This is a genomic window from Clostridium muellerianum (genome assembly GCF_012926525.1).
In the GTDB taxonomy this organism is placed as follows: domain Bacteria; phylum Bacillota; class Clostridia; order Clostridiales; family Clostridiaceae; genus Clostridium_AM; species Clostridium_AM muellerianum.
On the sequence record NZ_JABBNI010000058.1, the window covers coordinates 30,266 to 43,127 of the forward strand.

General features: G+C 31.5%; 10 protein-coding genes and 1 other annotated feature. All 10 genes read left to right on the top strand.

All coding sequences use genetic code 11. The features are described 5' to 3' along the window. Window position 1: 1 nt before the first annotated feature. The 10 genes from HBE96_RS19685 (at window position 2) to gatA (ending at window position 12,846) form a co-directional block, all read left to right on the top strand. Window positions 2–859, top strand: coding sequence for an SDR family oxidoreductase (locus tag HBE96_RS19685; RefSeq protein WP_169299422.1), 858 nt, complete (start codon window positions 2–4; stop codon window positions 857–859). 259 nt (window positions 860–1,118) lie between these two features. After that, on the top strand, window positions 1,119–2,480 hold the full coding sequence (locus tag HBE96_RS19690; RefSeq protein WP_206155008.1) for an MFS transporter: 1,362 nt from the start codon (window positions 1,119–1,121) through the stop codon (window positions 2,478–2,480). 16 nt (window positions 2,481–2,496) lie between these two features. Then, window positions 2,497–3,897: a glucuronate isomerase gene (gene uxaC, locus HBE96_RS19695; RefSeq protein WP_169299622.1), complete on the top strand. Its 1,401-nt coding sequence runs from the start codon at window positions 2,497–2,499 to the stop codon at window positions 3,895–3,897. A gap of 88 nt (window positions 3,898–3,985) precedes the next feature. Continuing rightward, a complete protein-coding gene (locus tag HBE96_RS19700; protein ID WP_169299424.1) occupies window positions 3,986–6,475 on the top strand; it encodes a TIM-barrel domain-containing protein in 2,490 nt (829 codons plus the stop codon). Window positions 6,476–6,581: 106 nt separating this feature from the next. After that, on the top strand, window positions 6,582–7,229 hold the full coding sequence (locus tag HBE96_RS19705; RefSeq protein WP_169299425.1) for a bifunctional 4-hydroxy-2-oxoglutarate aldolase/2-dehydro-3-deoxy-phosphogluconate aldolase: 648 nt from the start codon (window positions 6,582–6,584) through the stop codon (window positions 7,227–7,229). A gap of 17 nt (window positions 7,230–7,246) precedes the next feature. Beyond that, window positions 7,247–8,194, top strand: a complete 948-nt coding sequence (locus HBE96_RS19710; protein ID WP_169299426.1) for a sugar kinase — start codon at window positions 7,247–7,249, stop codon at window positions 8,192–8,194. 545 nt (window positions 8,195–8,739) lie between these two features. Next, window positions 8,740–8,904, top strand: a complete 165-nt coding sequence (locus HBE96_RS19715; RefSeq protein ID WP_169299427.1) for a zinc-ribbon domain-containing protein — start codon at window positions 8,740–8,742, stop codon at window positions 8,902–8,904. Between the two features lie 316 nt (window positions 8,905–9,220). Beyond that, window positions 9,221–9,467, top strand: a binding site (T-box leader). A 226-nt stretch (window positions 9,468–9,693) separates the two neighbouring features. Next, window positions 9,694–10,977 carry an aspartate--tRNA(Asn) ligase gene (gene aspS, locus HBE96_RS19720; protein ID WP_169299428.1) on the top strand — a complete coding sequence of 428 codons (1,284 nt, stop codon included), beginning with the start codon at window positions 9,694–9,696 and terminating at the stop codon, window positions 10,975–10,977. Between the two features lie 44 nt (window positions 10,978–11,021). Then, entirely contained in the window at window positions 11,022–11,306 is a 285-nt protein-coding gene (gatC, locus tag HBE96_RS19725; RefSeq protein WP_169299429.1) for an Asp-tRNA(Asn)/Glu-tRNA(Gln) amidotransferase subunit GatC, read from the top strand. A 79-nt stretch (window positions 11,307–11,385) separates the two neighbouring features. Then, window positions 11,386–12,846 (top strand): Asp-tRNA(Asn)/Glu-tRNA(Gln) amidotransferase subunit GatA, encoded by a 1,461-nt coding sequence (gene gatA / locus HBE96_RS19730; RefSeq protein ID WP_169299430.1) that lies wholly within the window; start codon window positions 11,386–11,388, stop codon window positions 12,844–12,846. Window positions 12,847–12,862: the final 16 nt, after the last annotated feature.

The window sequence follows — 12,862 nt, forward strand, 5'->3', positions numbered from 1 at the left end:
AATGAAATTACCTTTTAATATAGATTTAAATAATAAAATAGTAGTAATTACTGGTGCTGGTGGCATACTTTGTGGCGGTTTTGCAAAAGCAGTAGCTCAGTGTGGAGCTAAGGTTGCACTACTTGACCTGAATAAAGCAGCAGCTGATAAAGTTGCAGAAGAAATAAATGCAGCTGGAGGAACTGCTATTGGTGTTGAAACAAATGTGCTTGATATTGAAAGCATTAAAAAAGCGAGAAACGAAATAGCTGAAAAATTTGGTACTTGTGATATTTTAATAAATGGTGCAGGTGGAAATAATCCAAAGGGGACTACTTCGAAGGATTATTTATTTAAAGAAGATTTAGAAAATAAGGAAGAAGGAATTAAAACTTTCTTTGATCTAGATCCTAAAGGAATAGAATTTGTTTTCAATTTAAACTTTTTAGGAACATTACTTCCTACTCAAGTTTTTGTGAAGGATATGATAGGTAAAGAGGATGCAAGCATATTAAATATTTCTTCAATGAATGCATTTACGCCACTTACAAGAATTCCAGCTTATAGTGGAGCGAAAGCAGCTGTTTCAAACTTTACTCAATGGCTTGCAGTACATCTTTCAAAAGTAGGAATCAGATGTAATGCTATAGCACCTGGATTTTTCTTAACAAATCAAAATAGGGGATTACTTGTAAATGAAGATGGAAGCTATACTGAAAGAGCTCAAAAGATAATAAATGCTACTCCAATGGCACGTTATGGGGAGGTTGAAGAGCTAACAGGAACACTTTTGTGGCTTTTAAATCATAAAGCTTCAGGCTTTGTAAATGGAGTAGTTGTACCAGTTGATGGAGGATTCTCAGCTTATTCTGGTGTTTAATAATCATTGAGTTATAAAAAAATAATTCACTGCTAGGTACAGCTGTTTACATAGCAGTGAATTAGAACAATTATATGAAATAAAATTGCCAATTTTCATACACCAAAATATAGTCTGAATAGTAAAAATAATAAGTTAACAGCAAGAAAATAATCAAATTCATAATTTTTAATACTGTTGTAATGGTTTAAAATCTTTTAGCGGAGTCTTAATTTAATTTCTTAAACAAATATAAAAAATAAGAATGGGGAGATGCAACATGGAAAATAAACCGAAACAAAAATTAAGTTTAAAAGAAAAGATTGCTTATGGATTTGGAGATCTGGGAAATGGATTTATGTTTGACTTAGGGCAATCATATCTTCTAAAGTTTTATACTGATATACTAAGAATTCCAGGTGCTGTTGGAGGAAGTGTTTTCTTAATATCAAAAATATTTGATGCCTTTGCAGATACAACTGTTGGAACAATTGTAGATTCAAGAAAGAATATAGGTAAAAGAGGAAAGTTTAGACCATTTATTCTATTTGCAACTATACCACTTGCAATTGCTACAGTACTATCGTTTTTAGCTCCTGATATATCAATGAATGGAAAAATAACCTTTGCTTATTGTACTTATATGCTATTTGGATTAGCGTATTCTTTTGTAAATATTCCATATGGTTCATTGGCATCTGCAATGACTCAAGATCCAGTAGAAAGAACTCAGTTAGCTTCTTTTAGACAGGCTGGTTCTTCATTAGCTTTGTTGCTTACAGGAGTAGCTGTAATACCTCTAATACTAAAGTTTTCTAATTCTAAAGTAGGTTATCCAGTAGTTATGGGGTTAATGGCATTAATCGGTGTAGTATTTCATTTAATTTGTTATAAAAATACAGTAGAACATATAAGAGTTGATAATCCAGAGAAGAAAAAAGAACCTTTAAGTAAGATGTTTAAAGCACTTTTTTTAAATAGACCGCTAATGGTGTTAAATCTAATGAGCTTATTAACAATATCATCTTATAATCTTAAGGTAGCTATGATGGTATATTATGCTCAATATAACCTTGGTAATGCAAAATTAACAGCAACTTTAAATTTCGTAAGTATAGGTTGTTCATTAATAGGTGTTGCAATAATGCCATTTGTTGTGAAGAAGATTGGAAAGAAGACTACTTATTTAGTAGGATTATTTATATGGGTAGTTGGTGATTTAATAAACTATATGCTGCCTGGAAGTGCGAGTACATTTATGATATTTTCAGCTATTGCTTGGTTCGGAACTGCCTTTATGAATGGTTTAAACTGGGCATTTATATCAGACACTATTGAATATGGTGAATGGAAAACAGGAGAGAGAACAGAAGGAATTATTTATTCTACCTATAGTTTCTGTAGAAAACTTGCTCAAGCTTTAGCGGGATTTATTCCAGGAGTAGTTTTAAGTATAATTGGATACGTTCCCAATGTTCATCAATCAGCAAGAACATTGGCAGGATTAAAATCATTAATGCTTTTATTTCCAGCTATTGGAGCAGGAATTGCTATTCTAGCCTTTATATTCCTATATAATTTAACAGACGAAAAATACAAAGAGATTTTAGCTGACTTAGATGCAAGAAAAAATGCTATTTAAAGGTAAGGTGATTATGTTGAAAAAATTTATGGATGAAAATTTCTTATTAGTTAACAATACAGCAGTAAATTTATATCACAATTATGCAAAGGAAATGCCTATTATTGATTATCACTGCCATCTAAATCCAAAAGAAATTTATGAAAATAAAAAATTCAAAAATATAACAGAAGCATGGTTATATGGGGATCACTATAAATGGAGAGTTATGAGAAGCAATGGTATAGAGGAAAAATACATTACTGGAGATGCCAGTGATTATGAAAAATTCATGGCGTGGGCTAAAACAATGCCAATGGCTATAGGCAATCCTCTTTATCACTGGACACATTTAGAGCTTCAAAGATTTTTTCAAATATATGAGCCTCTAAGTGAAAAAACTGCTCCTGTTATATGGGAAAAAGCAAATGAGCTAATTAATGGAGAAGATTTTGGAGCAAGGAACTTAATTAAAAAGTCAAATGTTAAAGTAATATGTACAACAGATGACCCAACAGATTCATTAGAATACCATATAAAACTTAAGGAAGATAACCAATTTGATACTAAAGTTTTACCAACCTTTAGACCAGACAATGGTGTTGAAATAAATAAAGCTGGATTTAATTCCTGGGTTGAAAAGCTTGCACAAGTAGTTGGAAAGGCTATTAACAGCTATGATGAATTTTTAGAAGCGTTAGAGTTAAGAGTAAGGTTTTTCAACAGCGTAGGATGCAGGGTATCAGATCATGGTTTAAGCAGTGTAACATATATGGAAGCCTCAAAAAAAGAACTAGCTGAAATATTTGCAAGGGCTTTGAATGGTGAAGTTGTAAGTAAAGATGAAGAAAGTAAGTATAGAACATATACAATATTATTTTTAGGCAAACTGTACTCAGAATTGGGATGGACAATGCAAATTCATATGGGAGCTTTAAGAAATAATAATACTAAGATGTTTAAAAGATTAGGAGCAGATATTGGATTTGATTCAGTTAATGATGAACAAATAGCATATCCTCTTTCTAGATTACTAGATTCATTGGAAGCAGAAAATTCTCTTCCTAAGGTTATATTATATAACTTAAATCCAAAGGATAACTATGTTCTTGGTACTATGCTTGGAAACTTCCAAGGGAGTGAAGTACCAGGAAAGATACAATTTGGGTCAGCTTGGTGGTTCCTTGATAATAAACAAGGTATGATAGATCAAATGACAGCATTAGCTAACTTAGGGTTACTAAGCCGTTTTGTAGGAATGCTAACTGACTCCAGAAGTTTTTTATCCTATCCAAGACATGAGTATTTTAGAAGAATACTTTGTAACTTAATTGGAGAATGGGTTGAAAATGGAGAAATACCAGAGGATGTGGAACTACTAGGAGATATTGTCCAAAATATATGTTACAATAACGCAAAAGAATATTTAGACATATAGGATAGTGCTGTACATGCATTTGCTTAGAATAAAACAAATATAAAAATAAGTTAACACAGTTAGGGTAACTTTTAGGAGGAAAAATTAAGTGAAGATAAGTAATAAAATTTTAAGTATAAAGAATCATGACAATTATTTAGACATTGATACTAATGCTGCTAAGTATAGAATTATATTATTAAATGATGAAATTGTAAGAATTCGTTGTACTTTTGATGAAGAATTTGAAGAAGAAGCATCCTATACATTAGTTATGACTGCATGGAAAGATAAAATGGATGATTTGCTAAAAGGGGAAAGAAAGAGAGTAGAAGCAGTTAGCAGCAGATATGAAGATTTTGATACCTATATCCTGTTATCCACAAAAAAATTAAACATAAATATTTATAAAGAACCTTTTGCCATAGAGATTACGGATAAGGAAGGTAATGTGCTGCATTCAGACCTAAAAGAAAGATCCTATGTAAAAGATACTTTAGGAAGACTTTATCATTATTCTTGCATGGATGATGAAGATTATTTCTATGGATTTGGAGAAAAAACTGGCTATTTAAATAAGAAGAAAAGAAGAATGAGAATGCATAACGTAGATACTATAGGTTATGATTCAGAATATACAGATCCGTTATATAAGCACATACCATTCTATGTAAAATATAACAATACAAACAGTATAGCAAGTGGAGTATTCTATCACAATTCTTATGACTCAACTTTTGATATGGGATGTGAGAGAAGCGGTTACTGGAATAAGTATAGCTATTTCTGTGCTGACGGCGGAGAGCTAGATGTATTCTTTATCTATGGTCCAAAGATAAAAGATGTTATAAGAAATTACACTGACTTAACAGGAAAAACTGCAATGCCTACAAAATATTCCTTGGGATATATGGGATCAACTATGTACTATACAGAATTAGATAAAAACTCGGATAAAGCTATTCTACAATTTTTAGATAGATGCAAGGAAGAAGGAATTCCTTGTGATGGCTTCTTTATGTCCTCAGGATACACAACAGGAGAAGATGGTAAAAGATATGTATTCAATTGGAATCAGGATAGATTTGAAAACCCTGCAAGCTTTGTAAGTCAAGTAAATGAAAAAGGGGCCTCATTAGCACCTAACATAAAACCAGGTATGTTAACTTCTCACCCACTATATAAGAAATTTGATGAAGCAGGGGCTTATATAAAGGATGAAAAAGAAGAAAAATCACAAATTGATAGATATTGGGGAGGTCCAGCTTCCTTTGTAGATTTTACAAACCCTAAGGGTAGAGAGTTGTGGAAGAAACATTTAACAGAATCTTTAGTTTCTCTTGGAATTACATCTATATGGAATGACAACAACGAATATGAAATAAATGATTCAGAAGCTGTTTGTTATTTTGAAGGCATGAAGAAAGAAGTTAGTGCTTTAAGACCAATAATGCCAAACCTAATGGCATTCATGGCAAAGGAAACAATAGCAGAAGTATATCCAAATACAAGACCATATATAACAAACAGAGCTGGATTTGCAGGAATCCAACGTTACGCTCAAACTTGGGCAGGAGACAACAATACAAGCTGGAAGAGCTTAAAATTTAATATTCCTGTAATACTAGGAATGGGACTTTCAGGGGTTGCAAACCAAGGTTGTGATATAGGTGGGTTTTTCGGTCAAGCACCTGAGCCAGAACTATTTGTAAGATGGGTTCAAAATGGAATATTCCAACCAAGATTCTCTATTCACTCTTGTAACAATGATAACACTGTTACTGAACCATGGATGTATCCATCTTATACAAAATATATAAGAGAAGCAATAAAACTTAGATATAAATTAGTACCATATTTATACTCAATGCTTTTTGAAGCAGCTACAGAAGGATCTCCAGTTATGAGACCTTTAGTATATGAATTTGAAAATGATAAAAAGGTACTTGAAGAAAGCTTTGATTTCATGTTTGGAAGTTCTATATTAGTTGCAAACGTGGTTGACAAGGGTGCAAAAATAAGAAAGGTTTACCTTCCAAAAGGAACTGCTTGGTTTGATTGGAATACAAAACAGATCTATCAAGGAGGACAGACAATTGAAGTTGAAGTTGCACTAGGTTCAATTCCAATGTTCTTTAGAAGTGGAGCAATCATACCGATGGCTGAAAGTTTAATGAATATTCATAATGATTCAATAGAAACACTTAAGTTCTTAATAGAGCCATCAGAGGAATCTAGTTTTGTATTATATGAAGATGATGGCAATACTAATAACTACAAAAATGGAGAATATTTAAAGACATTAGTATCATTGAAGAGAAATAACGGAGTTAAAATTACTTTTGAAAAAGAAGGTAATTATGACAAGCAACCTAAAGAAATAAATATAGATTTAATATGTAAGGACATAGCTCCAGTTCAAGTAAGCTTAAAAGATAAAAAGCTTCCTATGTTCCTAGATATAAGACAATGGGAAGTAAGCGAAGAAGGCTGGTATTTCGATATAGAGCAAAAAACAGCTAAAATAAAATATGCAAATATAGTTGGAAATTATGAGCTTAATATTAACTTTAGTGTAAAAGATTTAATTTCTATATAAATAGAGTTTATATAATCAACTAAGAATCAGGTAGAGTTTGAAACTCCATCTGATTCAAGTTTTCACTTCATAAAGAAAAAGATTTACTAGTACGAGGAGGATTAAGATGAAAAGAATTGAAATTATACAAAAGATAATGGAATGTGGCGTTGTAGCGGTAATAAGAGCTGAATCAAAAAAGCAGGGAATAAAAGTTATAGATGCAGTAAAAAAAGGTGGAATAAAAGCTTTAGAGATAACTATGACTGTACCTGGGGCAATAGATATCATAAAAGAAATATCAGAAATATATAAAGATGAGGATTTAATTATAGGGGCAGGAACAGTACTTGACCCAGAAACAGCAAGAGCTTGTATACTTGCGGGAGCAAAATATATAGTAAGTCCGTATCTAGATATTGAAACTATTAAGCTATGTAACAGATATAGAATAGCAGTGATGCCAGGAATAATGACTGTAAAAGAAGCAGTTGAAGCATTAGAATATGGTGCTGAAATACTAAAGGTATTTCCAGGAAACGCTTATGGTCCATCAATTATTAATTCTTTTAAAGGTCCAATTCCACAAGGAAACTTTATGCCAACAGGTGGAGTTAATTTAGATAACATAAAGGACTGGATAAAAGCAGGAGCTGTAGCAGTGGGTACAGGTGGAGATTTAACTAAGGGTGCTAAAACAGGAGATTATGAATTAGTTACTGAAACAGCAGCAAAATTTGTTGAAGAAGTAAGAAAAGCAAGGGCTAATATTTAAGTGAGGTGTAAGCATAAATGGAAATATTAACTTTTGGGGAAACTATGGTGCTTTTTAACCCAGAATCAAATGGTCCTTTAAGATATGTGCATGGTTTTAATAAGTCTATAGGTGGAGCAGATTCAAATGTTGCTACAGCACTAGCAAGACTTGGACATGAAGTAGGATGGTTTTCAAAATTAGGTAATGATGAGTTTGGAAAGTATGTTCAAAATACTATAAGAGGAGAAGGTGTAGATGTTTCAAGAGTAAGAGTTACTAGTAAAGCAAATACAGGTATTCTTTTTAAAGAGAGATTTAGTGGCGAGAATCCAAATGTTTATTACTATAGAAAAGATTCAGCAGCAAGTAAGCTTTCTATAGAGGATTTAGATTTAGAATATATAAAACAAGCTAAGATAATTCATATTACAGGTATAACGCCAGCATTATCTGAAAGTGCAAGAAATGTAGTATTTAGAGTTATAGAAATTGCAAAAGAAAGTGGAATAGTAATTTCTTTTGATCCAAATATTAGATTAAAATTATGGACCCTTGAGGAAGCAAAGCCAGTGCTATTAGAGATAGCAAAGATGTCAGACATAATTTTACCAGGAATTTCAGAAGGAGAAATGCTTTTAGGAACTAATGATGAAAAAGAAATAGCAGACAAGTTTATAGCTATGGGGTGTAAAATAGTAGCTGTAAAGCTTGGAGCTGATGGATGTTATGTAGTAGATCAGAATGATAGCAAATATGTAAAAGGATATCAAATTGAAAAACCTGTAGATACTGTTGGAGCTGGAGATGGATTTGCAGCAGGTTTTTTATCAGGAATATTAAAAGGTTTAGGTATTGAGGAATGTGGAAAGTTTGGCAATGGAGTAGGAGCTATGGCCACTCTTGTTCAAGGGGATATGGAAGGATATCCTTATCTAGATCAGCTTTTAACTTTTATGGGTAAGAAGAAGGGCATAGATAGATAGCTACTTTACGCACCTGGATAAGTACAGGCAAATTCCAACTAAGTCTAAGAATCACTTGATAATTGTTGATATGGTGGTATGTATTTACTTGAATATTTTCCATAATATCTGTTTTTTATGGAAGTGCATTGATTATGGCAGGATTTTGAAAGATTTTTTACTGTAGATCGCACAATAAATGGAAATAGCACAGGTCTTGGATTTGCTATAGCAAAGGAATTAATACTTAAAATGAATCAAGAAATTTATTCAGAACCTAATGAAGGAAAATTTAGTATAGTAATAAAGATTAGATGTTGAACTATATGCTTATAATTTTTTTAGTATAATTATTTAATTTTTGGATATGATAGTTTTTGAAGGATAATATTATATTATGGTGTTTAAGTATAAATATGTATATCGCAAATGCTATTTACTATATGATGTTATACTTGTAAATTTGTTTATGGATTAATTATTTTTAGACAATGCTTTCTTAATTATGAGGATAGATAGTCAAAAATTAGTTAAATCCAAAAATTATTCAGGAGGTACATAGAGATATGGCAGATAAGACAATAGTATGCAAAGATTGTAATTCAGAATTTGTTTTTACAGAAGGTGAACAGGAATTTTACAAAGAAAAAGGATTTGAAAATGAACCACAAAGATGTCCATCTTGCAGAAAAGCAAGAAAACAACAAAGAAACAGCGATAGAAGATATTAATTCCAAGAGAGTTTTTTAACTTTTCACGATGTTTATTAACCCCATACTTTTTTAAGTATGGGGTTTTGTTGCATATAATTTATAGAAAATTTAAGTAATGTATTTCATTGTATAAAGATGTGCATAATAGTAAAATAACATTTAATGCGGATAATAATTGTATAAAAAAATCCATGCTATGCTATAAAGTTATCAAATAATGCAATATAAATCAGATAAAATGAAAAAAGTATATATAAATATTTAAAAAAGTATCAAAAAACTATTGACTTATATTTATACAGTAATTATAATATAAACATAAATTAAAAATGTTCAGAAAACAATGATAGGGAGAGTAAATATAATTTGGATTTTAAGCGAGTTCGGGAAGGTGGAAGCCGAATATGAAGGTTATATTGAAGAACACTCTGGAGTATCTAACCGAAATTTTTATAAAAGTAGGCTTAGACGTAATTCCCAATGTTATAAGGGATAGGTATCGATAAGTTTTGTTATCTGTACCGATAAGAGATAGCTTTAAAGCTAAGTTAGGGTGGCACCGCGGAATATCCGTCCCTATACCGAAAGGTATAAGGGCGTTTTTTTATATTCAAAAATAACTTAATTCCGCTGGATTACAAGTTCCCCTAATAAGGTGATAACTCTTATTGTATGTGAAAAGTAAGTGTTTTAAAGCTAAATTAGGGTGGCACCGCGAAAAATTCGCCCCTGTATTTTTTAAATACAGGGTTTTTTTGTTTAAGAAAATAATTTTAAGAAAATATATATTTTAGGAGGCGCAATATTATGGAAAGAGTATATGTAGAAAAAATTAAGGAAGCCGTTTCGGATGAAGTTTTAGTTCAAGGTTGGATTCATAAAATACTTGATTTTGGAAAATTTGGGTTCATTCATTTGAGAGATAAGACAGGAATAATTCAATTAGTAGTTGGTAAGGAACTTTTAAAGGGATTAAGATTAGAAATGAGTTTAGAGGTTGTTGGAACTAAGGTAGCAAATGAAAAGGCTCTAGGTGGAATTGAGCTGCAGGTTAAAGAATTAAAGGTTTTAGGAAAAACTTATTATGATAAACTTCCAATAACAGTAAATGAAAGAAAGAAAACAGCGCATTTAGAGACGGAATTAGATTATAGATATATAAGTTTAAGAAATCCAAAAACTAGAGCAGCATTCAAAGTTCAACAGGAAATAGTTACAGCTTTTAGAAATTACTTATTAGACAAAAACTTTTCAGAAATCCACACACCAAAGATTATAGGTACAGGTACTGAAGGTGGTTCTGAAATGTTTACTGTAAACTACTTTGAAAGAAGAGCATTTCTTGCTCAAAGTCCTCAGTTCTATAAGCAAATGATGGTAGGAGCAGGTTTTGAAAGAGTATTTGAAATAGCGCCAGCATATAGAGCAGAACTTCATAACACTTATAGACACTTAAATGAGTATATAAGTTTAGATTTAGAATTAGGATTTATAAAAGATGAAAATGACATTATGGATATAGAAGAAGGTTTTATGAGATATTTGTTCCAGCATCTAAGAAAGACTTGCAGTAAGGAATTACAAATGTATGATGTAAATCTTCCAGAAAAAGTAGAAATTCCAAGAATACCTCTTGCAGAAGCGCACAGAATACTTTTAGAGAAGTATGGTAAAAAGTCTCCAGTTGGAAATATTGATGCAGAAGGAGAAGAACTTTTTGCAAAATATATAAAAGAAAAGTATGATAGTGATTTTGTATTTTTAACAGCTTATCCAGTAGCAAAGAGACCTATGTATGCAATGCCAGATGAAAATGGAATGACAAAAAGTTTTGATCTTATATATAAAGGACTTGAAATAACTACAGGAGGCCAAAGAATACATGATTATGAAATGCTAAAAGAAAATATAATAAAATTTGGATTTAACCCAGATGATTATGGCTTCTATTTAGAAAGTTTTAGATATGGAATGCCACCACATGGTGGATTGGCTATAGGACTTGAAAGAATTACAATGAAAATTCTTAACTTAAGCAATATAAGAGAAACTACATTGCTTCCAAGAGACATGAAGAGATTAGAGCCTTAGGATATTGAAAGCATATCTTAATTTAGAAATAGGAGGATTTTAAAATGATAAGTATTGATGAAGTTAAATATATTGCAAAGCTTGCAAAACTTAAAGTTACTGATGAAGAAGCAGAAAAGATGGCTAAAGAGTTTGAAGGAATATTAGGGCATTTTGAATCTATAGATAAGTTTGATTTGAGTGGTGTAGATTTGAATAAATATGATGAAGGATTAAGGTCTTTTGTTAGAGAAGATGAAGTAAAAGTTTATGAAGATAATAAAAAACTATTCCAGAATGTTAAAACCATGAGAGACACTTATGTTGAAGTTCCAAAGATAATAGAATAATTAAATTAGAATTAAGGTGGTTTAAACTTATTAAAGTATCTTAATTCTAACTTTAATTTAAAATCAGGAGGTTGTAAATATGGAAATACAAGCTATGACAGCTTTTGAAATAAAAAAGGGTATAGAAGAGGGAAAATTTACTTCAGAAGAAATTGTAAAAAAGCTTTTTGAAAGAATAAAAGAAGTAGATCCAAAGGTAGAAGCATATATTACACTTTGTGAAGAAGAAGCTATAAAGTGTGCTAAAGCAGTGGATGAAAAAGTTAAAAAAGGAGAAAAGCTTGGAAAATTTGCAGGAGTACCTATCGCTATTAAAGATAATATATGTACAGATGGAATAAAAACTACTTGTGCATCAAAAATATTAGAAGACTTTATTCCTCCTTATGATGCCACTGTAATTAAAAGGTTAAAGGAAGAAGATGCCGTTATTATAGGAAAGACTAATATGGATGAGTTTGCTATGGGATCTTCCACAGAAAATTCAGCTTTTATGAAAACTAAAAATCCATGGGACTTTAAAAGAGTTCCTGGTGGATCTTCAGGTGGATCTGCTGCAGTAGTAGCAGCTGGAATTGCACCAGTATCATTAGGTTCTGACACAGGTGGTTCAATTCGCCAACCAGCAGCATTTTGTGGAGTAGTTGGATTAAAGCCAACTTATGGTTTAATATCTAGATTTGGACTTGTAGCATTTGCATCATCTCTTGACCAAATAGGACCTTTTGGAAAAACAGTTGAGGATTGTGCAATGACACTAGAAATTATAGCAGGTCATGATAAAATGGACAGTACTAGTTCAAGAGAAAATGTTGAAACAGATTATTTAAGTGCATTAGATGGAAGTGTTAAAGGATTAAAAATAGGAGTTCCTAAGGAGTTTTTTGGAAAAGGCTTAAATGAAGAAATAAAAGCTTCTTTGGAAAAGGTTATAGAAAAGCTTAGAGAAATGGGTGCCATAGTTGAAGAAACTAGTATGCCTATAACAGAGGAAGGACTTTCTTCTTATTATATAATATCTTCAGCAGAAGCTAGCTCAAACTTAGACAGATATGATGGGATAAGATATGGTTTTAGAGCAAAGGATTATGAATCTGTTGATGATTTAATGGCACAAACAAGAACAGAAGGCTTTGGAAAAGAAGTTAAAAGAAGAATTATGCTTGGAACATATGCATTATCTTCTGGTTACTATGATGCTTACTATAATAGAGCTCAAAAACTTCGAAAAGAAATAAGTAGACAGTTTAAAGAAACTTTTGAAAAATATGATTTGATATTAAGTCCAACTTCACCTGTACTTCCATTTTTAAGTGGAGAAAAGAGCGAAAATCCTATGGAAATGTATCTTGCAGATATATACACTGTAAATATAAATTTAGCTGGAGTTCCAGCATTATCTCTTCCTTGTGGTTTTAGCAAAGAAGGTCTTCCAATAGGAATTCAAATTATAGGACCTCATTTTGGTGAAAAGAAAATATTAAAAACTGCTTATGCTCTAGAAAAAGAATTAAAAATTGATACTTTAGCTATAAAATAAGCAGGAAGGGAGCTAT

What these genes read in the sequence shown, in the direction of transcription:
- HBE96_RS19685 (WP_169299422.1), top strand. Translation starts at nt 2, where the DNA reads ATGAAATTACCTTTTAATATAGATTTAAATAATAAAATAGTAGTAATT.
- HBE96_RS19690 (WP_206155008.1), top strand. Translation starts at nt 1,119, where the DNA reads ATGGAAAATAAACCGAAACAAAAATTAAGTTTAAAAGAAAAGATTGCT.
- HBE96_RS19705 (WP_169299425.1), top strand. Translation starts at nt 6,582, where the DNA reads ATGAAAAGAATTGAAATTATACAAAAGATAATGGAATGTGGCGTTGTA.
- HBE96_RS19710 (WP_169299426.1), top strand. Translation starts at nt 7,247, where the DNA reads ATGGAAATATTAACTTTTGGGGAAACTATGGTGCTTTTTAACCCAGAA.
- HBE96_RS19715 (WP_169299427.1), top strand. Translation starts at nt 8,740, where the DNA reads ATGGCAGATAAGACAATAGTATGCAAAGATTGTAATTCAGAATTTGTT.
- aspS (WP_169299428.1), top strand. Translation starts at nt 9,694, where the DNA reads ATGGAAAGAGTATATGTAGAAAAAATTAAGGAAGCCGTTTCGGATGAA.
- gatC (WP_169299429.1), top strand. Translation starts at nt 11,022, where the DNA reads ATGATAAGTATTGATGAAGTTAAATATATTGCAAAGCTTGCAAAACTT.
- gatA (WP_169299430.1), top strand. Translation starts at nt 11,386, where the DNA reads ATGGAAATACAAGCTATGACAGCTTTTGAAATAAAAAAGGGTATAGAA.